Source organism: Leifsonia sp. Y862 (assembly GCF_057669585.1).
Genome location: NZ_JBYHFR010000003.1, coordinates 465,468 through 487,297, shown reverse-complemented (window position 1 = coordinate 487,297; position 21,830 = coordinate 465,468). Strand labels below are relative to the sequence as shown.

21 protein-coding genes are annotated in these 21,830 nt (G+C 66.5%); 18 read left to right on the top strand and 3 right to left on the bottom strand.

All coding sequences use genetic code 11. From position 1 onward, the window contains the following. Positions 1-43 precede the first annotated feature (43 nt). The 5 genes from AC25Z0_RS16560 (at position 44) to AC25Z0_RS16540 (ending at position 4,711) form a co-directional block, all read left to right on the top strand. Positions 44-916, top strand: coding sequence for an ABC transporter ATP-binding protein (locus AC25Z0_RS16560; protein ID WP_488133926.1), 873 nt, complete (start codon positions 44-46; stop codon positions 914-916). A gap of 125 nt (positions 917-1,041) precedes the next feature. Continuing rightward, on the top strand, positions 1,042-2,085 hold the full coding sequence (locus AC25Z0_RS16555; protein WP_488133889.1) for an aliphatic sulfonate ABC transporter substrate-binding protein: 1,044 nt from the start codon (positions 1,042-1,044) through the stop codon (positions 2,083-2,085). Positions 2,086-2,173: 88 nt separating this feature from the next. Next, on the top strand, positions 2,174-3,085 hold the full coding sequence (locus AC25Z0_RS16550; RefSeq protein WP_488133888.1) for an ABC transporter permease: 912 nt from the start codon (positions 2,174-2,176) through the stop codon (positions 3,083-3,085). A 45-nt stretch (positions 3,086-3,130) separates the two neighbouring features. Beyond that, positions 3,131-4,123, top strand: a complete 993-nt coding sequence (locus AC25Z0_RS16545) for an LLM class F420-dependent oxidoreductase (RefSeq protein WP_488133887.1) — start codon at positions 3,131-3,133, stop codon at positions 4,121-4,123. A 222-nt stretch (positions 4,124-4,345) separates the two neighbouring features. Further along, entirely contained in the window at positions 4,346-4,711 is a 366-nt protein-coding gene (locus tag AC25Z0_RS16540; RefSeq protein ID WP_488121190.1) for a MerR family transcriptional regulator, read from the top strand. Here AC25Z0_RS16540 and AC25Z0_RS16535 read toward each other — a convergent pair. Continuing rightward, complete coding sequence (locus AC25Z0_RS16535) at positions 4,708-5,913, bottom strand: MFS transporter (protein ID WP_488133886.1); 1,206 nt, start codon at positions 5,911-5,913, stop codon at positions 4,708-4,710. The two genes, AC25Z0_RS16540 and AC25Z0_RS16535, sit on opposite strands and share 4 nt — an antisense overlap. A 264-nt stretch (positions 5,914-6,177) precedes the next feature. On the opposite strand from AC25Z0_RS16535, the gene AC25Z0_RS16530 reads away from it, so the two are divergent. After that, on the top strand, positions 6,178-7,407 hold the full coding sequence (locus tag AC25Z0_RS16530) for a methyltransferase (RefSeq protein ID WP_488133885.1): 1,230 nt from the start codon (positions 6,178-6,180) through the stop codon (positions 7,405-7,407). Positions 7,408-7,552: 145 nt separating this feature from the next. Here the strand turns inward: AC25Z0_RS16530 and AC25Z0_RS16525 are convergent, their stop codons facing one another. Continuing rightward, positions 7,553-8,281, bottom strand: coding sequence for a DNA alkylation repair protein (locus AC25Z0_RS16525; protein ID WP_488133884.1), 729 nt, complete (start codon positions 8,279-8,281; stop codon positions 7,553-7,555). A gap of 230 nt (positions 8,282-8,511) precedes the next feature. On the opposite strand from AC25Z0_RS16525, the gene AC25Z0_RS16520 reads away from it, so the two are divergent. The 10 genes from AC25Z0_RS16520 (at position 8,512) to AC25Z0_RS16475 (ending at position 18,856) form a co-directional block, all read left to right on the top strand. Then, positions 8,512-9,924, top strand: a complete 1,413-nt coding sequence (locus AC25Z0_RS16520; protein ID WP_488133883.1) for a DUF6421 family protein — start codon at positions 8,512-8,514, stop codon at positions 9,922-9,924. Then, on the top strand, positions 9,917-10,603 hold the full coding sequence (locus AC25Z0_RS16515) for an SDR family oxidoreductase (protein ID WP_488133882.1): 687 nt from the start codon (positions 9,917-9,919) through the stop codon (positions 10,601-10,603). Before AC25Z0_RS16520 ends, AC25Z0_RS16515 begins: the two co-directional genes overlap by 8 nt. Before the next feature lie 148 nt (positions 10,604-10,751). Next, positions 10,752-12,131, top strand: a complete 1,380-nt coding sequence (locus tag AC25Z0_RS16510) for a hypothetical protein (protein ID WP_488133881.1) — start codon at positions 10,752-10,754, stop codon at positions 12,129-12,131. Positions 12,132-12,299: 168 nt separating this feature from the next. Beyond that, on the top strand, positions 12,300-13,781 hold the full coding sequence (locus AC25Z0_RS16505; RefSeq protein WP_488133880.1) for a sensor histidine kinase: 1,482 nt from the start codon (positions 12,300-12,302) through the stop codon (positions 13,779-13,781). Beyond that, positions 13,778-14,584 carry a response regulator gene (locus AC25Z0_RS16500; RefSeq protein WP_488121182.1) on the top strand — a complete coding sequence of 269 codons (807 nt, stop codon included), beginning with the start codon at positions 13,778-13,780 and terminating at the stop codon, positions 14,582-14,584. The genes AC25Z0_RS16505 and AC25Z0_RS16500 overlap by 4 nt, the downstream gene beginning before the upstream one ends. Next, positions 14,581-15,504 carry an aldose 1-epimerase family protein gene (locus tag AC25Z0_RS16495; RefSeq protein WP_488121181.1) on the top strand — a complete coding sequence of 308 codons (924 nt, stop codon included), beginning with the start codon at positions 14,581-14,583 and terminating at the stop codon, positions 15,502-15,504. The genes AC25Z0_RS16500 and AC25Z0_RS16495 overlap by 4 nt, the downstream gene beginning before the upstream one ends. A 268-nt stretch (positions 15,505-15,772) precedes the next feature. After that, positions 15,773-16,141, top strand: a complete 369-nt coding sequence (locus AC25Z0_RS16490) for an ArsR/SmtB family transcription factor (protein WP_488121180.1) — start codon at positions 15,773-15,775, stop codon at positions 16,139-16,141. A gap of 58 nt (positions 16,142-16,199) precedes the next feature. Beyond that, entirely contained in the window at positions 16,200-16,652 is a 453-nt protein-coding gene (locus tag AC25Z0_RS16485) for an SRPBCC family protein (protein WP_488121179.1), read from the top strand. 165 nt (positions 16,653-16,817) lie between these two features. After that, a complete protein-coding gene (locus tag AC25Z0_RS16480; RefSeq protein WP_488121178.1) occupies positions 16,818-17,702 on the top strand; it encodes an ABC transporter ATP-binding protein in 885 nt (294 codons plus the stop codon). After that, positions 17,699-18,856, top strand: coding sequence for an ABC transporter permease (locus AC25Z0_RS16475; protein WP_488133879.1), 1,158 nt, complete (start codon positions 17,699-17,701; stop codon positions 18,854-18,856). Before AC25Z0_RS16480 ends, AC25Z0_RS16475 begins: the two co-directional genes overlap by 4 nt. On the opposite strand, the gene AC25Z0_RS16470 is transcribed toward AC25Z0_RS16475, so the two are convergent. Further along, the gene (locus AC25Z0_RS16470) at positions 18,830-18,994 is read right to left on the bottom strand and encodes a hypothetical protein (protein ID WP_488121176.1); all 165 of its coding nucleotides are present in this window, start codon (positions 18,992-18,994) and stop codon (positions 18,830-18,832) included. The genes AC25Z0_RS16475 and AC25Z0_RS16470 overlap by 27 nt on opposite strands. Here AC25Z0_RS16470 and AC25Z0_RS16465 point away from each other — a divergent pair. Together AC25Z0_RS16465 and AC25Z0_RS16460 are read left to right on the top strand one after the other, a co-directional pair. After that, positions 18,977-20,047: a threonine aldolase family protein gene (locus tag AC25Z0_RS16465; protein ID WP_488133878.1), complete on the top strand. Its 1,071-nt coding sequence runs from the start codon at positions 18,977-18,979 to the stop codon at positions 20,045-20,047. The genes AC25Z0_RS16470 and AC25Z0_RS16465 overlap by 18 nt on opposite strands. After that, positions 20,047-21,738, top strand: coding sequence for a long-chain-fatty-acid--CoA ligase (locus AC25Z0_RS16460; protein WP_488121174.1), 1,692 nt, complete (start codon positions 20,047-20,049; stop codon positions 21,736-21,738). Before AC25Z0_RS16465 ends, AC25Z0_RS16460 begins: the two co-directional genes overlap by 1 nt. Positions 21,739-21,830 lie beyond the last annotated feature (92 nt).

Genomic DNA, 21,830 nt, shown 5'->3' with positions numbered 1-21,830 from the left:
CCAGGCCGCCCACCTGAATGGCAGCGGAACAACCACTGCGGCGATCCCGGCCGACAACACCTCATTCACCATTGAGTTCGCCGGGGTCGGCCGTGACTTCGCCGCCGACCCGAAGCGCGCAGCCACGAAACGCGCGGCCACTACGCGCGGGCAAGCGGGAAGCCGCGGTGCCGGGGCGGCCACCCGCGGAACGCAGAGCTCGCTGAGTGTGCTGCAAGATGTCTCACTCACTGTGCATGCCGGCGAGATCCTCGCGATCCTCGGTACCAGCGGATGCGGCAAGTCGACGCTCTTGCGCATTGCCGGTGGGCTCGATCGCCCGACATCCGGCCAGGTGCTGATCGACGGAACCCCTGTCAGCGGAATCGACCCGCGCTGCGCCGTCGGTTTCCAGGAGCCGCGGCTGCTGCCCTGGCGCACAGTTGCCGACAACATCGCTCTCGGTCTGCCTCGCGGCTCTGGTCGCGCCGCAGGTCGGGCCCGCGTCACCGAGCTGCTCGAACTTGTCGGCCTTGCCGACTTCGCCGGGCACCGTCCCCGCGAGATCTCCGGTGGCATGGCGCAACGGGCGTCACTGGCCCGCGCGCTGGCCCGCAACCCCGGTGTGCTGCTGCTCGACGAACCGTTCGGCGCGCTCGATGCACTTACCCGGCTCAAGATGCAGGACCTGTTGCTTGAGGTGCATCAGGCGGCCCCGACAACTGTGCTGCTCGTGACGCACGACGTCGACGAGGCACTCCAGCTGGCCGACCGGATCATCCTGCTCGGACGCCCAGACGCCGACAGTGCCGCCGGCATCCGCCAGGAAATCGTTGTGCCTGGCCACCGCCCCCGCGACCGCGGTTCAGCAGAGCTCGCCGAGCTGCGGGCAGACCTGCTCGCCGGACTCGGAATCGACCGGCACAGCGGCGCCTAGCCGAGGCACACCGCATCCGTCCCACACACTCACCGCGCGACACCGCATCCGCTCCACACAGCTTCCGCCCCACCCAGCTTCCATCCCACACTGCATCCATAGCCCCACCCAGCCGAGAGAATCCCATGACAACACGACGCGTGACAGCATCCGCCCTCATCGCAGCCGCAGCGGCCGCCAGCCTGCTGCTGACTGGCTGCGTTGCCGGTGAGAACCAGTCGGCCAATGCCGATGCCGCCTCTGAAGATGCCACCGTCACCCAGGGCGGCACCCTCAACATCGACTTCGCCACCTACAACCCGCTCAGCCTGGTGATCAAGGACCAGGGCTGGCTCGAGGATGCCCTCGCCGAGCAGGACATCACGGTCAACTGGGTGCAGTCGGCCGGCTCGAATAAGGCCAACGAGGCTCTGCGTGCCGGTGCGATCGACGTGGGCTCGACGGCCGGGTCAGCCGCGCTGCTCGCCCGCTCGAACGGGTCGCCCATCCAGGTGATCGACATCTACTCCCAGCCGGAGTGGGCAGCCATCGTGGTCCCAGACGGCTCGGCGATCACCTCGGTCGCCGATCTCAAGGGCAAGCACGTCGCAGCCACCAAGGGCACCGACCCCTACTTCTTCCTGCTGCAGTCACTGGAAGAGGCCGGCCTCACCCAGGATGACGTTGTGGTGGAGAACCTGCAGCACGCCGACGGCTGGGCTGCCCTGCAGAGCGGAGCTGTCGATGCCTGGGCCGGACTCGACCCGATCATGGCCGGCGCTGAAGAGGCCGGCGCCCAGCTCATCTACCGCAACGTCGACTTCAACAGCTACGGCTTCTTGAACGCGACCGAGTCGTTCCTGGAAGAGAAGCCAGATGTCGCCCAGACAGTCGTCAACGCCTACGAGCACGCTCGTGAGTGGGCGCTGGCCAACCCAGACAAGACAGCCCAGATCCTGTCGGATGTCGCGGGTCTCGATATTGCCGTCGCCACCAAGGTCATCGCCGAGCGCACGAACCTCGACGTCGACAACGTTCCCGGTGACGCCCAGCTGAAGGTGCTCACCACGATCGGCCCGATCTTCGTCGAAACCGGCGATGTTCCCAACCAGGCTCAGATCGACGAGGCGCTGGCCAGCCTGATCAACCCGACCTTCGCCGCGAAGGCCGACGCCGGAGCGATCAAGTAGTTCCCTCTGGGTGGGGTGGCCCGCGCCGCCCCACCCAACTCACCAGGACCTGCACCCACCAGGACCTCCTCTCACCAGGACCGGAACAATGACTGACACCAACGCCCCAACGGATGCGCTCACGCTGAGCTCGTCGGCCGCGCCGGCTGCGTTTGTCGGCGGTCCGACACACGGCTCGACACACGTGCCGACCCCACAGGGTGGGCAGGACTCGTCCACGACCGATCGCTCGCCCCGTGCGTTCAGCCAGCGTCGTTGGGTCATCATCCTCGGCGGGCTGCTGCTGCCCGTGCTGATCCTCGCGGTCTGGCAGTTCGTCACGACGACAGGTCTGGTGCGCACGTCGCAATTGCCCTCCCCCGTGATGGTCTGGGATGCCGGAGTCGACCTCTACAACCGCGGGCAGCTCACCCTGTACGTTGCGATCTCAACCCAGCGGGTGCTGATCGGTTTCGCCATCGGAGCCAGCCTCGGCCTGGCCCTCGGCGCGCTCGTCGGCCTCTCGCGGGCCGCAGACATCCTGCTCGCCCCGAGCCTGGGCGCGATCAGGGCCGTGCCGTCACTGGCCTGGGTGCCGCTGCTGCTGCTCTGGATCGGGATCGGCGAAGACTCCAAGATCACGCTCGTCGCGATCGGTGCGTTCTTTCCCGTCTACACGACCGTCGCGCAGGCGCTGCGCCACGTCGACACGCACCTCGTCGAGGCAGGCCGGGCATTTGGCCTGCGCGGGGTGAAGTTGTTCAGCACTGTGCAATTGCCGGCCGTCGTGCCCACTGTCATTTCCGGCCTGCGCCTCGCTCTCGCCCAGTCGTGGCTGTTCCTGGTGGCAGCCGAACTGCTGGCGGCTTCGATGGGTCTCGGCTTCCTGCTCACCGAATCGGGCGGCAACGGCCGTATTGATCGCATCCTGCTGGCCATTGTGCTGCTCGCCGTGCTCGGCAAGATAACGGATGCCCTCATCGGCGTGCTCGAACGCTGGGCGAACAAGCGCTGGGCGTAGCGCGCGGCGAACGAGCGGCCGGTCCCGTCCCTCTAGGCTGATCGCATGCGATTCGGACTCTTTGTACCCCAGGGCTGGCGACACGATCTGGTCGGAATCGACCCCGCAGAGCAGTGGGCCGCCATGAGTGGCCTGGCCGCGCACGCGGATGCCGGCCCCTGGGAATCGATCTGGGTCTACGACCACTTCCACACCGTTCCGGTGGCAACGGATGAGGCCACTCACGAAGCCTGGACCCTCATGGCCGCCTTCGCCGCCACCACCTCGCGGGTGCGTCTCGGCCAGATGTGCACGTGCATGAGCTATCGCAACCCGGCGTACCTCGCGAAGGTCGCGGCCACGGCCGACCTCATCTCTCGAGGACGCGTTGAGATGGGTATCGGCGCCGGCTGGTACGAGCACGAGTGGCGCGCATATGGCTACGGATTCCCGCGCGCCGGCGAGCGCCTCGCCCGCCTCGATGAGGGCGTGCAGATCATGAAGCAGGCCTGGACCACCGGTCGTGCCACCCTCAACGGCGAGCACTACCAGGTGGACAACGCCATCGTGCGGCCGCTCCCACTGCAGGAGGGTGGCATCCCGATCTGGATCGCCGGCGGCGGCGAGAAGGTGACGCTGCGCATCGCAGCGCAGTACGCGAACTACACGAACTTCGACGGCACAGCGGCTGGCTTCGCGCACAAGAGCGCCATCCTGCGCGGGCACTGCGACACGCTCGGCACCGACTTCAATGCCATCACCCGCTCGGCGAACTACAACACCATCGTCGCGTCGACCGAGGCCGAGGTCGCCCAGCGGATCGACGCCATCGAAGCCCGCGTGACGCCGTACCTCGGCGCAGAGACGGCCGCGGAGTTCGTGTCTGAGTACCGCAGTGGCACGGCGATCGGCGTCGGCACCCCTGAGCAGGTCGTTGAGCGCCTGACCGAGCTGAAGAACCTCGGCCTTGGCTACGCGATCCACTACTTCCCCGAGGCGGCGTACGACCGCTCCGGCATCGAGCTCTTCGAGCGCGAGGTCATGCCGGCGCTGCAGTAGCCGGATGCGGGGTCTCGAGACGGCCGTGGCCGGCCTCCTCGACCAACGGACAACGCGCATCCGCTCGCAAAAAATCGACCCAAAAATTCACGTATAGGTCGATTTCTTGCGAGTGGATTGCGTGGAACCACCCGGTTACCTTGACACTCATGTGAAGGTAGGGTGATGGGGACGCGCTGACCGTTGCGCGAGCTGAGATGTGAGACGTGAGAGGCGGCATCCGTGAAGATAGGCGAACTGTCGGCCCGCACAGAGGTCTCCACGCGGCTGCTGCGGTACTACGAGGAGCAGGGCCTCCTCGAGTCGACCAGGGGCAGCAACGGGTATCGCGACTATGCGGAGTCAGCCGTCGACCGCGTGACCCAGATCCGCGGACTCATCGATGCCGGCATCCCCACCGCACTGATCAAGGACATGATCCCCTGCCTGCGCGGCACACAGTCGACCCAGGTAGAGCAGGTCACACCTGAAATCATCGAGACGTTGAGCCTGCGCCGCGAGCAGCTCGCCCGCAAGATTGCGTGCCTCACCCGCAACCATGATGCGGTCGATGCGTACCTCACCGATGCGGTGAAGACGCTCAACTAGCGCGCAGAACGCCCAGGCGCGGAATCCCCAGGTGCAGCCGCGAAACCACGCCGGGAGCCCAGCACTACGGCGATGCTGACCACAACCAGGCCGAGGGCAACCCACGGCACTGTGCTCTCCCCCGCGCCATCGAGCACCAGGCCCCCAAGGAAGGCCCCTCCCGCGATCGCACCATTCCACGCGGTGACGATCAGGGATTGCGCGACATCCGCTGCGGGTCCGGCCACGCGGGCAGGGGCGTTCTGCAGCAGCGACGGCGCACCGCCATAGGCCGCACCCCAGAGGCCGACAGCGACGATCGTGGCGATCGGGTTCCCGCCGAATATTCCGATGGCGAGCATGGCAACACCGAGGGCAGCGGATGCGACAAGCACCAGCATCCGCAGGTGGCGGTCGATGAGGATGCCGACCACCACGAGTCCGGCGATGGCGCTCAGCCCGAAGACCAGGAGCACGACGTCGACCCGGTCGGCCCAGCCGGAGGCCCGCATCAGCGGAGCGATGTACGTGTACGCGACATTGTGGCCGAGCACGAAGGTCGCCGTGACGACCAGAATTGCGAGAATCCCAGGAGTGCGCAGCACCTGGCCGAGCGTTGCACGGCCTGCTGCCCGTTCGCCAGGGAAGCGCGGAACAGCGATCAGCACCCACACGATAGCCGCCACCGTCGTGACGGCAATGAGGGCGAAGATCATCCGCCAGCCGAGGAGCGAGCCGAGCAGGGCGCCAAGCGGCAGGCCCAGAGCGAACGCGATGGGTGTGCCGGCCATGGCGACCGACAGCGCGCGTCCGGCCTGAGCCGCCGGCACCATCCGCATCGCGTAGCCAGCCATCATCGCCCACAGCAGGCCGGCCAGCGCTCCACCGACCATGCGCGCGATGAGGATGACCGTGTAACTGGCCGAGATGGCCGTGACCACGTTGACGGCGAAGAATCCGAGCGCGACCGCGATGAGCAGGGCGCGGCGCGGAACGGCGCGGGTCGCCGCAATCAGCGGGATGGCCCCCAACGCCGTGGCCAGGGCGTACACGCTGACCAGCGACCCGATCTGAGATTCGGAGACGCCGAGCGAGCTGCTCATCTGGGGCAGCAGCCCGGCCGGCAACGTTTCGGTGAGCACCACGAGGAAGATGATCGACGCGAGGGCGAGCAGCCCGCTGAGCGGGAATCGGGTCGCGGGAGGGGTGGGTGAGGCTGTCATCGCAGGCGCCATCGCGGGCGCTGGATCGGACTTGACACGATCGATCGGAAGCCTGGATGGGGTTGCTGAAGGAGACATATCTGCAGTGTGCAACCTTCACACTAATGTCAAGGTCAAGGGCAGGCGGAGCGCATTCAACAGGGGGCGCATCCAGCTGAGGCTGCGATACTGGAGCAGACAGCGACGCGTTCCGCCCGCACCGTCCCGCGTGCACGAACGGGGGCTGGGTTGTCCCCGTAGTGTCGTGTCACAGGAACGGGCACCATGTCCAGCACACCCTCCTCCGCAGCAGCATCGCAGCCCGACTCATCCGTCGCCGCGACAGCCGCTCCCTCGGCATCCGCTCGCCCATCCGCTCCTACTTATGTCGAGTGGGACGAGACCGACGGCCACCACCGGGCCCTCTGGCGTTCAGAGGGCGGCTGGCCGGCGCCGACTCGCGTCGTCATCGCCGATGACACCACCACAGCGGATGCCGCATACCGCCTGGTGAAGTCGGGCACGTCGCTGCTCTGGCACGGCGACTTCAACAACGCCCGCCAGCTGCTGAGCGCGCTGGCCAGGCGCATCGACCAGCGGAAGCGCTCGTCACGCACCGACCTGACTACCGCGTTCCACACCCACCGAACGGATGCCGTCACTCGCGCCCGCCTGCTCGGCATGCTGCTCGTTCCCCTCGACACCGGTTACGTCGTGCCACTCCGTCGGGCACCGGACGTCGCAGCCGCCTGCATTGAGACCTTTGGCGCGGTGGGCGAATCCGAAGACTCCGTGCTGTCGCTGCGCGAACTCCTCGGCGTGATCGGCGCCCACGAGTGGCGCACCAAGGGCGTCTTCGTTGAGGCGCTCGGGGCCAAGATCCACCCGCACTACGGGGTGTTCTCGCCCATTCGCGGCGAATACCTCGACCTGGTTGCCACGGCTCCGCTGCCGGCCGCCGCGACCGCGCCAACCGGAACCGCCTTCGACATTGGGTCGGGAACTGGGGTGCTGGCCGCCATCCTCGCCACCCGCGGTGTCACCAGGGTGATCGGCACCGATCTCGACGATCGGGCGCTCAACTGCGCCCGCGCCAACGTGGCCGACCTGGGGCTCGGCGACCGCGTCTCGATTGTGCGCGCCGATCTCTTCGCCGAGGGCCGCGCCGACCTCATCGTCTGCAACCCGCCGTGGATTCCCGCCCCGGCAACCACCTCAACCGACCACGCCGTCTACGACCCAGACAGCCAGATGCTGCGCGGTTTCCTCAGCGGACTTGCTGCGCACCTGAATCCGGGCGGCGAAGGCTGGCTCATCATCTCCGACATCGCAGAGCGCCTTGGACTGCGCTCGCGCGACGAACTGCTCGACCTGATCGACGCGGCCGGACTCGAGATCGTGGCGCGCCTCGACACGAGGCCGACGCATCCGCGCGCCTTCGATGCCACCGACCCGCTGCACGCGGCTCGGGCGGCAGAGGTCACGTCACTGTGGCGGCTCCGCGCGGCTGGCTGAATAGGCCGCAGCACCGCCGCGGGTCGAACGCAGCCGTGCGGGTGTTGTAGCTACCGCGACGCTGCGTTCAGCCCGCGCAGGTCTCGAGACGGCCTGGCGGCCTCCTCGACCAGCGGGGACGGCAGCCTCCTCGACCGACGGAAGGTTAGCGCTGGCGATAGGCCAGGCGCTGCTCCGGCGACAGGTGCTCTGTGGCGTAGCTGAGCGCCGTGCGCGGCATCCGCTTGGCGTACTCGTCGAGAAAGCCGGTGAGCAGTTCCCGGTCGATCCGCTTGCCCACTTCGCGCAGGGCCCATCCGACGGCCTTGTGCATAAGGGGTTCTTTGTCGTCGAGCAGCAGGGCGGCCAGCTCAAGGGTGGTCGTGGCGTCGCCCGCCTGAATCAGCCAGAGCGTCGACACCATCGCCACCCGGCGTTCCCAGAGCACGGCACTCGCCGCGAGCTCGAACAGCACATCACGAGGCTGGTCGACGAGGTAGGCGCCCAGGATGCCGGGTGCTGAGGCATCCACGAGATCCCAGTTGTTCACCCGACCACGTCGAACGAGCGTGAGGTAGTAGTCGACAATGGCTGCGCGCTTGGCGTCGTCGCGGGTGCGCGCGGCACTCGCGCGCTCGAATTGGGCGAGCAGGATGAGAAGCCCGGCGACGCGATGCTCGTGAATCTCGCTGTTCATCAACGCGTCGATCTCTGACTGGGGCAGTCCTGCATACCGCTTGACGACCTGTCGAGTGTCGGGAACCCGCACGCCGATGAAGATGTCGCCCTCGCCATATTCGCCCGGCGCCGTCTTGAAGAACCGCATGGCGCCGACGGCCCGCTCTGGATCGGCCACGGCGGCGAGCGCCGCCTTCACATCGTCTGCAGTCGGCATCCCGCGAGTCTATGCGCCGGCGGCCATCTCACGTGCGCGTATCCTGCGCCCGCGACACCCATCGGCAGTGAAAGAACGCGCCCGCTGAAATGTGACGCAGATTCCTTGCGGACTCACGCACGAAAACGCGGGTTAGACCCCGATACGCTGGAGGTGATGCGCACACCGCGCTGTCAGTGCCGATCCACGTTCACACACGGGCGGCCGATTCACGAGGACGGGAGGTTCCCATGTCGAATTACATTGCAGAAGCACTGGTCGGTGAGCCCGAGGTCGTCGAGGATGCCCGTTCCCTGTCCGCCGGTGTCGAATCACATCCGGCCTGGCTGCGCCTCAAGGAAGCCGCCACAGCGCTGCAGGCCGTACAGGTGCAGGATGGCTCGATTCCGGATGCCGCCGACCACGCCAACGCGCAGGCCAACGTCGAGACGATCACCGGCGCCATTGCCGAACTCGCCCCGATGTTCCCGCACGATGCCGCCTATCTCGACGCGCTCGTGGTCGACTTCGACCGCTGGGCCGCCGGATACGACGAGACGGCCGCCTTCGGTGTGCCCGACTTCCTGGATGCGCTGATGGCTTTCCAGCCGCAGGAGCACCGCGCTGACGGCGTCCGCCACCTGGTCGTCTTCCCGATGTACACGCAGAACGGCAGCTCAAACCGGTTCGTCGAGGCCGTGCTGGTCGAGGTCATCTGGCCAGAGTTCATTGGCGAGCTGGAGGAGGAGTACACGAACGGCTTGTTCGTGCCCATCCGCTTCCTTGATTTCACGCCAGGCTACGACACCAACTCGGCTGTGCTGTTCCCGGAAAGTGTCGCGATGCGCCAGATTCCGACCTTCACGTGGGGAGCGATCTTCCAGGATCGCGAAGCCGCGAGATTCCGTCGGGTCGTGCGCGCTGCATCCGAGATCACGCGTCTCGACCTGCCGGAGGATGCGGCAGCCATGCTCGACGACCAGCACCTCACCGAGGAAATGTTCGTCATGTGGGACCTCATCCACGACCGCACGCACATGCGCGGCGACCTGCCGTTCGATCCGTTCATGATCAAGCAGCGGATGCCGTTCTTCCTCTATTCACTCGAGGAACTGCGTTGCGACCTCACCGCGTTCCGCGAGTCGGTGAAGATCGAGCATGACGAGAACGCCAGCCCCGAGGCCCGAAAGCACGCCAAGCTCGTGCAGTACGGCGTGATCTTCGACCGGATCTTCCGGTTCTCGATCACCGGCAGCCGGGTGCGCAACTACGACGGGCTCGGCGGCCAGCTGCTGTTCGCGTGGATGCACCAGCACCATGTGCTGCACTGGACCGACACCAGCCTCAGCTTCGACTGGGACGCCGTGCCGGACGTCGTCATCGCGCTCGGAGCCCAGATCGACGAGCTGTACTGGAAGTCAATCGACCGGCCGAAGAAGGCACACTGGCTGGCTGCGTACGAGATGCTCACCGAGACACTCACTCCCAATCCCGCATCCGTGTGGGCGCGGGGTCTGAGCGACGACGTGCTCGCCGGGCTGCCGAAGGGCTACACGGATGCCGTGCTTGACGACGAATTCCCGCTGTCGATGTTCTTCGAAGCACTCGACAAGAAGATGAAGCCCGTCATCGAATCCACCATTGGAATCACCGGCCGTGACTAACGTCCGGCCCAATTCAGCCGCTGGTCGCACCGTGCTCATTGCCGGTGCGACCAGCGCTGCTGGAATCGCGGTCGCGAGCGCGCTCACGGCCGCCGGCGCGCGCGTGATCGGCGTCGGCTCGAACGCCGAGCGTTTGTCCGCGTTCGCCGAGCAGGTTCCGGGCGCCATCACCCGCGTCTGCGACCTGGCAGACTTCGCGGCGGTGACCGCGCTGGCCGCCGAGGTTCGCGAGACGGCAGCCAAGCACGCGCATGGCAGCGTCGACGGACTGATTCACCTGGTGGGCGGATGGCGCGGTGGCGGCGGACTCTCCGGCCAGAGTGACGACGACTGGGACTTCTTGCACCGCAACGTCGTCACGACGCTGCGCAACACGACCCGCGCGTTCAACGCCGACCTGCTGGCCTCTCCGGCCGGTCGGCTGGCGATTGTGTCGAGCGTGTCTGTCGACAAGCCGGCGCCGGGCGGCGCGAACTACGCAGCGGCGAAAGCCGCGGCTGAGACGTGGACCCGCGCGGTCGGGCAGGGCTTTGCGAAGACCGCCCCCGAGGCCGCCGCGGTCATCTTCGTTGTGCGCTCACTTGAGGGGCTCGAAGCCGAGCTGGCAACCCAGGTAGTCGGACTCTGGGACGCGGATCCGGCATCCGTCAACAACTCACGGGTGCGGCTCGGCGCGTAGCTACCCCCACTTCGGGGCTTGGGTCCGTGATACCGGCGCCCTCGCCGATAGGCTCACGACGGAGCCTTTTCGGAACAATGTGTAGCGTTCATTTGTCGTCAGTCTCCGTTTACAGACAACTTTCACCAGTGAATGAGGACCAAGACACGTGAAGAACAATCCCATCAGCAGGCTGCGCGGCATTGCCGCCATCGGCCTGAGCCTCGCCATGGTCGGCGGTCTCTCCCTCGTCGCCGCCGCGCCCGCGTCGGCTGTGCCCGTGCCTACGACGTACGCGGTAACCGGAACAGTCTCCAGCGTGACCGTGGCTGGCCATGGGCCCCTGGCCGGAGCTGAGTTCGCGGTCGACGGTGGCCCGACCGCCGTCACGGACAACGCAGGCGCTTTCGCTCTGTCAGTCGAAGATGGCCACTACACCTACACAATTTCCGCAGTCGGCTACCTCCCCCACTCAGGAGATTTCGACGTGGTTGGCGCAGCCATTGATTTCGGCGAGTTTAATCTCACGCAGGACCTGCCTCCCGCACCTGCAACGTTCTCGATCAGCGGCGTAGTCACGGCCAAGGACGCCAACCCGGCGTTCGCCCCCACTGTTCTGCTCAGCGGCATCAAGGACTCCTCCCCGTGGCAGACCCCGCTAGACGCAGACGGACACTTCACGTTTCAGTACCTCAACCCGAGCGCCGACCTGTCGCTGACGATTTCAGCAGCGGGATACGGCACCGAGGTCGTGGCTGTCCCGATCGCCGACGCGGACGTCACTGTGGCGATCGAACTCCTGCCCAATTTGGTGGCCGGCACCGTCTCACTCTCCGGCACCCAGACCCTGGGCAGCACGCTCACTGCGAGCGCCGCCGGTTGGCCTGCAGGCACCACGTTCACCTACAACTGGGGCGCCGTTGCTCCGGGCCAGCAGAACTCCGGCGACATCTTCGGGTTCGACGCAGCGGCCCTGCCCGTGACCGCCGACATCGTGAACAAGCGAATCTGGGTAGAGGCCGTTGGCCACCTGGACGGCTTCGCAGACAACTACTCTGCCCCTGCCTTCGCCGCCACCCCGCAGATCCCGATCGCAGCCGCTCCGGTCGCGAACTCAGCCGATCTGGCGGCATTCCTGGCGGCCAAGGGCTCCACGCCGGCGTCCCAGACCTCCGTCGGCCTGCCGGCCGGTAGCCTGGACCCGAACAAGGGCCACACCGCCAACGTCCCGTTCACGGGATCTGACACCTTCGTCGACGCGTACCTCTACTCGTCGCCCATCAGTGTCGGCACGTTCCCGGTCGTGAACGGCGTCGTCAAGGTCACCCTGAGCGCCAGCGTGCTCAGCCAACTGACTGCTGGCTCGCACACGCTCGTCGTCGTCGGACAGTTCGACGGTGACGTGTCGAGCGTTGCGATCAATGTCGCTGCCACTAGCGCCTCCCTCGCAGAGACCGGATTCAACCCCGCCGTGCCGTTCGGCGCCGCTGCGCTGATCCTGCTGCTCGGCGCCGCACTGGTACTGCGTCGTCGCAGCCTGCACGCCTAGTCTGCAGTCCTAGTCTGCAGTCCTAGTCTGCAGTCCTAGTCTGCAGTTCCGAACGAAGGGCACGGCCGAAAGGTCGTGCCCTTCGTCGTGCCGCTGCCACCCAGATTCCCCCGCAGATTCCCCCGCGCGACGGATCCGCCACGGCGCCTCAGCCGCTAGCGTGTCAGCATGACCGACAGCACCGCCGATCTGCGCCATCTCGATCTGCGCGGGCCCGATCCGCGCGATTCCGACTCGCTCGGCGCCGACTGGGTGCGCCCTGCTCCCAGCGCACGCGGGTATCGAACGGATGCCTGGGCAGCGCTCGCCCTGCTCGCCGGCACCGCCGTGAGCGCCACTCTCACCCGGGTGGCAGGCGTCTTCGACGAATCACCCACCTGGCTGGTCGTCATCTGGGTCGCCGCCATCACCCTTCCCCTGGCTGTGCGGCGGCGCTGGCCTGAATTCGTTGGCGTCGTCATCGCTGTGGTGTTCAGCGGCGGCGCAATGCTCGGCAGCATGGACCTGCTCTTCGCGAACATCTGCCTGTACGTCGCCATCTATTCGGTCGGTGCCTGGTCGCGCAATCGCACCCGCGCAGCCTGGGTGCGCGCCCTGATCATCGCGGGCATGTTCATCTGGCTGTTCTGGAACCTGCTCATCTCTGCCAACCAGGTGAGCACCATGCCCGACCTGTCGCGTGACGGATTCTTCTCACCGTTCGCCGCATACGGCCTTCTGCAGGTGCTCATCAACCTGCTCTACTTCAGCGCGGCGTACTACTTCGGCGACACCGCGTGGCGCTCGGCCAGACAGTCTGCTGCCCTGAGCGCCCGCACGCAGGAGCTGGCTGACGAACGACAGCGGAGCGCCGGCCAGGCCGTGACGCTGGAGCGCGTGCGCATCGCCAGAGAGCTCCACGACGTTGTGGCGCACCATGTCTCGGTGATGGGCGTGCAGGCCGGCGCGGCCAGGCGCATCCTGGCCCGCGATCCTGAGCAGGCCGTCGTGGCTCTCGAATCGATCGAGCGAAGTGCCCGCACGGCCGTCGATGAACTGCACACCATGCTCGGGACTCTCCGCTCCGCCGACGGCGATGACGCCAACCGCGCCACCACCAGTACCCACGGAATCGCCCAACTCGCCGAGCTCGCGGACGAATGCACCGCCGCAGGCGTGCCGGCCACTGTGACGGTCGTCGGCTCGGCTCGCGATGTGTCGAGAACCATCGAACTCTGCATCTATCGGATAGCCCAGGAGGCGCTCACCAACACCCGCAAACACGCCGGTGCCGGTGTCCGCGCCGATGTGCGGCTGCGTTACGAAGCGGATGCCATTGAGCTCGAGGTGACGGATGACGGCAGCGGCAGCCGGGCCGCGTCTGCCAGCGGGCTCGGACAGCTCGGCATGCGTGAGCGGGTCGCGGCCGTCGGCGGCGATATTGAGCTCGGTCCCCGGCCCCGCGGCGGCTATCTCGTTCGCGCCCGCTTCCCGACGCATCGTGCGGTCCCTGGTGACAGTGCGAGTGGTGACGCTGTGACCGACCCCCCGGTCGACCCTTCGTCCGACGCACCGACCAACGCGCCGACCAACGCCGAGACCGACGCTCCGACCACCACCACCACCACCACCACCACGACCGTCCTCACCTCGCCGGGAGCCACCTCATGACCGCCGACGCGATCCGGGTCCTGCTGGTCGACGACCAGGCGCTGCTGCGCGCCGGATTCCGCACCATTCTCGAGTCTGAACCTGGCATCGTTGTCGTCGGCGAGGCATCCGATGGCCAAGGCGCCATCGACCAGGCTCGTCTCCTCAACCCCGACGTCATCTGCATGGACGTGCAGATGCCCGGCATCGACGGCCTCGCTGCAACCCAAGTCATAGTGGCAGACCCCGCCATTGCCTCTGCGGTGCTGGTGCTCACCACGTTCGACCGCGAGGACTACCTGTTTGCCGCCCTGCAGCATGGCGCGAGCGGTTTCATCCTCAAGAATTCGACCCCTGAGGCCCTCATCGAGGCGGTGCAGGTGCTCGCCCGCGGTGATGCCCTGCTGGCACCGGATGTCACGCGCAGGGTCATCGAGAGATTCACCGGCACCCTGGCGCCCGGCGCGACGCCTGTCCACATACCCGTCGCCGGTGGCACCTCCGTCGGACGCGCTAACGCTGCCACTGCCGCTGCCACCGCCGAGCTCACTGCCGAGCTCACTGACCGCGAATCAGAGGTGCTCGGACTGCTCGCACTCGGCCTGGCCAATGCCGAGATCGCCGGGCGCCTCTATCTCGGCGAGGCCACCGTCAAGACGCACGTCTCCAAGGTGCTGATGAAGCTGGGCCTGCGCGACCGCATCCAGGCGGTGGTCTTCGCGTACGAACATGGCATCGTGGTCCCGGCTGCCGGAACCGCCGTCGGAACCGCTGTTCAGGATGTGCACGAGCACACGCAAATCAACGGCAGAATTGATCCATGACCATCCCCCTCTCCGGCACCCAGTTCGAGCTCACCAGCGGCGAGTACACCGCCTCCATCGCCAGTGTCGGCGCCTCCCTGCGGGCGCTCCGCCACAAGGGGCGCGACCTCGTCGTTCCGTTCGATGCCGATGAGATGCGTCCGGCATACCGCGGCGCCACCCTCGCTCCGTGGCCGAACCGCGTGGTCGATGGCCACTACAGCTTCGACGGCAACGACTACCAGCTTCCGTTGACCGAGCCCGGCCGCGGCCACGCCCTGCATGGCCTCGTCGCCTGGCACGACTTCATCGCCCTCGACGAAGCCGACGACCGCGTGATGCTGGCCACCACCATTGAAGCCCAGGACGGCTATCCGTTCCGCGTGCAGGTGCGCGTCGAATTCTTGCTCGACGCCGACGGCCTCCACACCACGGTTGCTGCCCGCAACACCGGAAACGCCGCCGCTCCCTATGGCACAGGACCCCACCCGTACCTCGTCGCCGGCGAAGGCACCGTCGACGACTGGACCTTCCTCCTCCCCGCCGAGAAGGTGCTCACGGTCACCGAAGACCGCCTGATTCCGGTTGCGCTAGCGGATGTCGCCACAGAGGCGGCCGGATCGTTCGACTTCCGCACGCCCCGCGTCATCGGCGACCTCTTCATCGACCACGCATTCACCGGCCTGGTGCGCAACGAGAACCGCACAGCAGAGGTGCGCCTGACCGCGCCATCCGGCACCGGCGTCGTGATGCACTGGGACTCCTCCTGCCCCTGGGTCCAGGTGCACACGGCCGACCAGCCGACCCCGGAGACCAGCCGACGCGGCCTGGCGATCGAACCGATGACGTGCCCGCCCGACGTCTTCAACTCCCACGACGACCTGATCGTGCTGCAGCCGGGCGAGGTCACCTTCGCCTCGTGGAGCATCGCCGCCCTGTAGCATCGCCGCCCTGTAGCCGCCGCGCCGTAGCCGCCGCGCCGGCCTAGTAGCCGTCCTAATAGCCGTCCAGTAGCCGGCCGTGTCTGCCATAGCCACCCGTGTCGCATAACTCCTGCAAAACGCATCCACTCTCTCCGGCCGACCCGGACTCACGGGCCAGCCCCGCACAGGACGCGCGTTCTGCAGGAGTTATGCAAAAGGGAGGGGGTTGACTGCGGGCTGCGACCGACTTACGTTTAAGCAATTCATTAAATAAGGAGTTGGTTACGTGGCTGGCGCAAAAGACGAGTTGAGTCTCGTCTTCTCTGCTCTCGCCGATCCGACCAGGCGTGCGATGCTGTCGCGTCTCGCGCAGGGTCCGGCGACGGTGGGAGAGCTGGCCGCACCATTCTCGATCAGTCGGCCAGCTGTCTCCCAGCACCTGAGGGTTCTGGAAGCCGCTGGCCTGATCGAACGAACGACCGAAGCGCAGTGGCGCAGGTGCACCATACGCACCGAACCATTGGACGAGGCATCCGTCTGGGTCGACCAGCATCGGACCGCGTGGAACGAGCGCTTCGACCTGCTCGATGAACACCTGCAGGGTCTGCAGCAGAATCAGCAGCACCAGCAGCAGCGCCCGCACGCCAGCGGCTGACCTTCGGCACCCGCGGCCACGTCGGCAACTCCTGTCGAGTTGAGAAGGAGGCCATCCCATGGATGACCAGACGGGCACGACAACAGCGCCCCAGTTCACCATCACCCGCGTCTTCGACGCACCCCGTGACGCCGTGTGGCGGGCCTGGACAGACCCGGTGCAGGCATCCGTGTGGTGGCATCCACGCGGCATATCCACACCGGCGAATTCCGTGCACCTCGACCCCAGAGTCGGAGGCCACTACTCGTACACGATGGTCAACGACGCGACGGGTGAGGAGTACCCGACGGCTGGAACCTACATCGAGATCTCGGAGCCAGAGCGCCTCGTCTTCACCTGGGGCAACCCGGGCGATGAGGACGCGCCCGTCATCTCGATCACCCTGCGCGAGGTGGGCGAGCAGACCGAGATGACGTTCCACGTCGCTGGCATCGCAGGGGCGCCAGGCGACGGGTCCGTTTTCGACGGCTGGTCGAGCGCCTTCGACATCCTGACGGACGAGTTCGACTAGCGGCCGGCGGGGGTCTCGAGACACTCGCTGGCGCTCGTTCCTCGACCAACGGCGCGGCATCCGTCGTGTGGTTGAGTGCATGCCCCCTGCACGTTCACCCGCGCGACGGATGCGCGTGGCCGGCTGGTTTTGTAGCGTGGAAGCACCAGCGACGAAAGGGCGCCCATGCTCGAGATCAGAGACGTCAACAAGCACTACGGGAGCCGCCAGGTGCTCCACGATGTGAGCTTCACCGTCGGCAGCGGCCGCATGACCGGCTTCGTCGGGGGCAACGGTGCGGGCAAGACCACGACGATGCGCATCATCCTCGGCGTGCTCGACGCCGACTCAGGCACCGTGCTGCTCGACGGCACGCCACTGACGGCGAGCGACCGACGCCGCTTCGGCTACATGCCGGAGGAGCGCGGGCTCTACCCGAAGATGAAGGTTCTTGAGCAGCTCGTCTACCTGGCCAGGCTGCACGGCCTCACGCCAGCGGCGGCCAAGCGAAACGCGACCACCCTGCTCGAGCGGCTCGGACTCGGCGAGCGCAGCAACGACGCCGTCGAAGCGCTCTCGCTTGGCAACCAGCAGCGCGCCCAGATCGCCGCAGCGCTCGTGCACGACCCTGAGTTCCTGGTGCTCGACGAGCCGTTCTCCGGTCTCGACCCGATGGCGGTCGAGGTGGTGCAGAGCGTGCTCACCGACTACGCAGCGCAGGGTGTTCCCGTGCTCTTCTCCTCGCACCAGCTTGATATCGTCGAGCGCCTCTGCGACGACCTGGTGATCATCGCGGCCGGCGAGATCAGGGCGAACGGCGAGCGCGACGCCCTCCGCGACCAGTACAGCACCGCCCGCTATGAGATCCACACCGCTGGAGACACCGGCTGGATCCGCGACGTCCCCGGCATCTCCGTGATCGACTTCGACGGCGGCTACGCGGTCTTCGAAGCTGAAACGGATGCCGCCAGCCAGCACGTCCTGCAGCGCGCCATCACCGGCGGAGCCGTCGAATCCTTCGGGCTGCAACGCCCGTCGCTAGCCACCATCTTCAAGGAGGTCGTGAAGTGAGCACCCAGACCCACTCCGAAAACCAGCCGCAGGCCGGGAACACGGCAACTCGGGTCGCACGCCACCCAGCACCCACCTTCTGGCAGAGCGTCTGGCTCGTCGCCGTGCGCGAGATCATGGCGCGGCTGCGCAGCAAGGCGTTCCTGATCTCGACGGGCATCCTGCTGTTCGCGGCCATCGCATCCGTTGTGGTCGGTGGACTGGTCAGCGCGAATCCCACGCTGCCCAAGGTCGCCGTGGTCGGCAGTGCAAGCGAGATCGCCCTGAGCACGAACTCGTTCGAGATCGTCGAGGCGGCCGACGTGGCCGCGGCCGAAAAGCTGGTGAGAAGCGGCGACGTGTCTGCCGCCATCATTCCAGTCGAGCCCACCCCGACCTCGCCCCTGGCGGTGTCGGTGATCGCCCTCGACTCGCCGCCCTCTGATGTGCTGGGGGCCCTCAGCGTGAGCCCGGAGATCACCCTGCTCGAACCCGCGAGCCAAAGCGGGATGCTCGCCTATCTCGTTGCCCTCGGCTTCGGCCTGGTCTTCTTCATGTCGGCCATCACCTTCGGCTCGACCATCGCGCAGAGCGTCGTCGAAGAGAAACAGACGCGCGTCGTTGAGATCCTGATGTCGGCGATTCCGGTGCGCGCGCTGCTCGCCGGCAAGATCCTCGGCAACAGCATCATGGCGTTCGGCCAGATCGTGCTGATCGGGCTACTGGTCTCAGCTGGCATGGCGATCACCGGCCAACGGGTCTTGCTAGCGGATGTCGGCCCAGCCATCATCTGGTTCGCCGTCTTCTTCGCGTTCGGCTTCGTGCTGCTGGCGGGCATGTATGCGGCGACGGCATCGATGGTGTCGCGTCAGGAAGACGTTGGCTCTGTAACGGCGCCGGTGATGATGCTCGTGATGATTCCGTACTTCCTCGTCATCTTCTTCAACGACAACCCAACGGTGCTCGCGATCATGTCGTACGTGCCATTCTCAGCCCCGGTGGGCATGCCGATGCGGATCTTCATGGGCACCGCAGAGTGGTGGGAACCGCTGCTCTCCCTGCTGATCCTGCTCGCGACCACCTTGGTCGTCATCCTCCTCGGCTCGCGCATCTACTCGAACTCCCTGCTGCGCATGGGCACCCGGGTGTCATACCGCGAGGCGCTGCGCGGCTAGGCCCGGCCCGGTGAGCGGATGCCCGGCGAGCATCCGCTCACCGGCATCCGCTTGCCCGCCCGCAGCTTTCATGCAGCGCACGCACAGAATCGGCGTGCCGATGTGCGGGAAGATAGTGGGGTGACTGATGAACTCCACGACCTGACTTCCCGCGGCTTCGCCTCCGACAACTACTCGGGCATCCACCCAGACATCCTGGACGCGATTTCCCGCGCAAACGGAGCGCACCAGATTGCGTACGGCGAGGACGTCTACACGGCGAAGTTGCAGGATGTGTTCGCTCACCACTTCGGCGAGGGCGTCGAGGCATTCCCGGTGTTTAACGGCACAGGCGCCAACGTGCTCGGACTGCAGTCGATGCTGCCACGCTGGGGCGCGGTCATCTGCGCCGCAACCGCGCACATCAACACGGATGAGGGTGGCGCCCCAGAGCGCATCGGCGGCCTGAAATTGCTGCCGATCGTCACCCCGAACGGCAAGCTCACCCCCGAACTCATTGACCAGGAGGCCTGGGGATGGGGCGATGAGCACCGCGCACAGCCCCTCGTCGTCTCCATCACCCAGACCACAGAGCTCGGCACCGCGTACACCGTCGACGAGGTCAAGGCCATCGCAGACCACGCACACGCGCTCGGCATGAAACTGCACATGGATGGCGCCCGCATCTCCAACGCCGCCGCCAGCCTTGGTGTGCCGCTGCGTGCATTCACGCGCGACGCCGGCGTCGACGTGCTGAGCTTCGGCGGCACCAAGAACGGCCTCATGCTCGGCGAATGCGTCGTGGTGCTGAACCCCGATGCTGCGACCGGCCTCAGCTACCTCCGCAAGCTCAACATGCAGCTGTCCTCGAAGATGCGCTTCATCTCCGCGCAGTTCATCGCCCTGCTCGAGGGCGATCTCTGGCTGCAGAACGCCAGCCACGCCAACGCCATGGCGCAGCGCCTGCGCGGCGCACTCGAAGCTGGCGTCGCGTCCGGTGAGATCCAGGGCGTCTCGTTCACCCAGGCCACCGAATCCAACGCGATCTTCGTCGTGCTCCCCACCGGTGTCGCCGATCGCCTGCGCGAGCACTTCCGTTTCTACGATTGGAATCCGGCCACCGGTGAAGTTCGCTGGATGTGCGGCTTCGACACCACAGAAGACGACATCGACGCGTTCATCGCGGCCCTGAAGCAGGAGCTAGCTGTGTAATGAATGTTTTCGAGAGCAAGCCGTGGATCGCCTCGTACGCCCAGGGCGTGCCAGCAACCATCGACCCGCCCACCGAAACGCTCATCGACATGATGGATGCCTCCATCAAGCGATTCGGGTCGTCTATCGCTCTCGAGTTCTTCGGCGCGACCACGACGTACCGTGACCTCGGCGACGAGATCGCCCGCGCCGCGAATGGACTGCGGAAGCTCGGCGTGAAGGCCGGCGATCGCGTTGCTCTCGTGCTGCCGAACTGCCAACAGCACATCGTGGCCTTCTACGCCATCCTGCGGCTCGGCGCCATCGCAGTCGAACACAACCCGCTGTACACAGAGCGTGAGCTGCGCCACCAGTTCGAGGACCACGGCGCCCGCGTCGCGATCGTCTGGGACAAGGTGCACGCCACGGTCTCCGATTTCCCGTCCGACCTCGGCATCAACACCGTCATCGCCGTTGACGTGACCAAACGGATGCCGCTCAGCACGCGTCTGGCCCTCAAACTTCCGGTCAAGAAGGCAAAAACGTCACGGAACGCGCTGACCAGCGGCCCGCTCGGTCGCGACGCGCTCATCTGGGAGTCTCTCCTCGAGAACCGACGCCTCAAGCGGTCTCATCCCCGGCCTCGCCTCCACGACACAGCCGTTCTGCAGTACACCAGCGGCACGACGGGTACGCCGAAGGGCGCCATCCTCAGCCACTTCAACCTGCGCGCGAATGCCCGTCAGGGCCAGGCATGGGTCCCCGGCCTCCGCCCAGGCAAAGAGGTCTTTTATGGGGTGTTGCCCATGTTCCACGCCTACGGCCTCACCCTCTGCCTCACCACAGCGATGAGCATCGGCGCACGTCTGGTGTTGTTCCCGAAGTTCGATCCAGAGCTGGTGCTCACCGCCGCCAAGCGCACCCCTCCGACGTTCCTCCCCGCGGTTCCGCCGATCTACGACCGCCTCGTTCGCGCCGCAGCCGAGCGCAATGTGAACCTGTCTGGCATCCGCTACGCCATATCCGGCGCCATGAACCTGCCCATCGCCACGGTCGAGCGGTGGGAAAGCGCCACAGGGGGGCTGCTGGTCGAGGGCTACGGCATGACGGAATCCTCACCGATTGCTGCCGGCAATCCGATGGGGCCAACGCGCCGACCTGGCACTGTTGGCGTCCCGTTCCCCAGCACCGAGATCAAGGTTGTCGACCCAGAGAACTCGGCCATCGAGCGCAGCTACGACGAGGAGGGCGAGCTTCTCATCCGCGGCCCACAGGTCTTCTCCGGCTACTGGAATCGGCCGACAGAGACCGCCGCCGTGCTGCTGGCCGACGGGTGGCTGCGTACCGGGGACATCGTGCGCGTCTCACGGGATGGCTTCATCACGATCGTCGACCGGATGAAGGAACTCATCATCACCGGTGGATTCAATGTGGCCCCGACCGAGGTGGAAGAGGCGTTGCTGTCGCACCCCGACGTCAAAGATGCAGCCGTTGTCGGTCTGCCAGCTGCCGGCGGCGGCGAGAACGTCACGGCCGCTGTGGTGTTGCGGCCAGGCGCCGTACTCGACGTCGATGCGCTGCGGGACCACTGCCGATCCCGACTGTCGGCCTACAAGGTACCGAAGCAGATCATCGAAGTGCAGGACCTGCCTCGCTCCATGATCGGCAAAGTACTGCGCCGCCAGGTGCGCGAGCACCTGAAGGGCGCCTAGCCCGCCGCCACGGAGCGTCTATGTGGCCGACATCCGTCAGGTCTGTGCGATTGCATGGAATAGCCGCGCCCTGACGTCGGTTGTCTGCTGAT

Bases quoted from the DNA above. Each gene is read 5' to 3' on its own strand.
- AC25Z0_RS16505 (WP_488133880.1), top strand. From the start codon at position 12,300: ATGACCGACAGCACCGCCGATCTGCGCCATCTCGATCTGCGCGGGCCC.
- AC25Z0_RS16550 (WP_488133888.1), top strand. From the start codon at position 2,174: ATGACTGACACCAACGCCCCAACGGATGCGCTCACGCTGAGCTCGTCG.
- AC25Z0_RS16555 (WP_488133889.1), top strand. From the start codon at position 1,042: ATGACAACACGACGCGTGACAGCATCCGCCCTCATCGCAGCCGCAGCG.
- AC25Z0_RS16485 (WP_488121179.1), top strand. From the start codon at position 16,200: ATGGATGACCAGACGGGCACGACAACAGCGCCCCAGTTCACCATCACC.
- AC25Z0_RS16525 (WP_488133884.1), bottom strand. From the start codon at position 8,281: ATGCCGACTGCAGACGATGTGAAGGCGGCGCTCGCCGCCGTGGCCGAT.
- AC25Z0_RS16545 (WP_488133887.1), top strand. From the start codon at position 3,131: ATGCGATTCGGACTCTTTGTACCCCAGGGCTGGCGACACGATCTGGTC.
- AC25Z0_RS16460 (WP_488121174.1), top strand. From the start codon at position 20,047: ATGAATGTTTTCGAGAGCAAGCCGTGGATCGCCTCGTACGCCCAGGGC.
- AC25Z0_RS16480 (WP_488121178.1), top strand. From the start codon at position 16,818: ATGCTCGAGATCAGAGACGTCAACAAGCACTACGGGAGCCGCCAGGTG.
- AC25Z0_RS16500 (WP_488121182.1), top strand. From the start codon at position 13,778: ATGACCGCCGACGCGATCCGGGTCCTGCTGGTCGACGACCAGGCGCTG.
- AC25Z0_RS16495 (WP_488121181.1), top strand. From the start codon at position 14,581: ATGACCATCCCCCTCTCCGGCACCCAGTTCGAGCTCACCAGCGGCGAG.
- AC25Z0_RS16535 (WP_488133886.1), bottom strand. From the start codon at position 5,913: ATGACAGCCTCACCCACCCCTCCCGCGACCCGATTCCCGCTCAGCGGG.
- AC25Z0_RS16520 (WP_488133883.1), top strand. From the start codon at position 8,512: ATGTCGAATTACATTGCAGAAGCACTGGTCGGTGAGCCCGAGGTCGTC.
- AC25Z0_RS16530 (WP_488133885.1), top strand. From the start codon at position 6,178: ATGTCCAGCACACCCTCCTCCGCAGCAGCATCGCAGCCCGACTCATCC.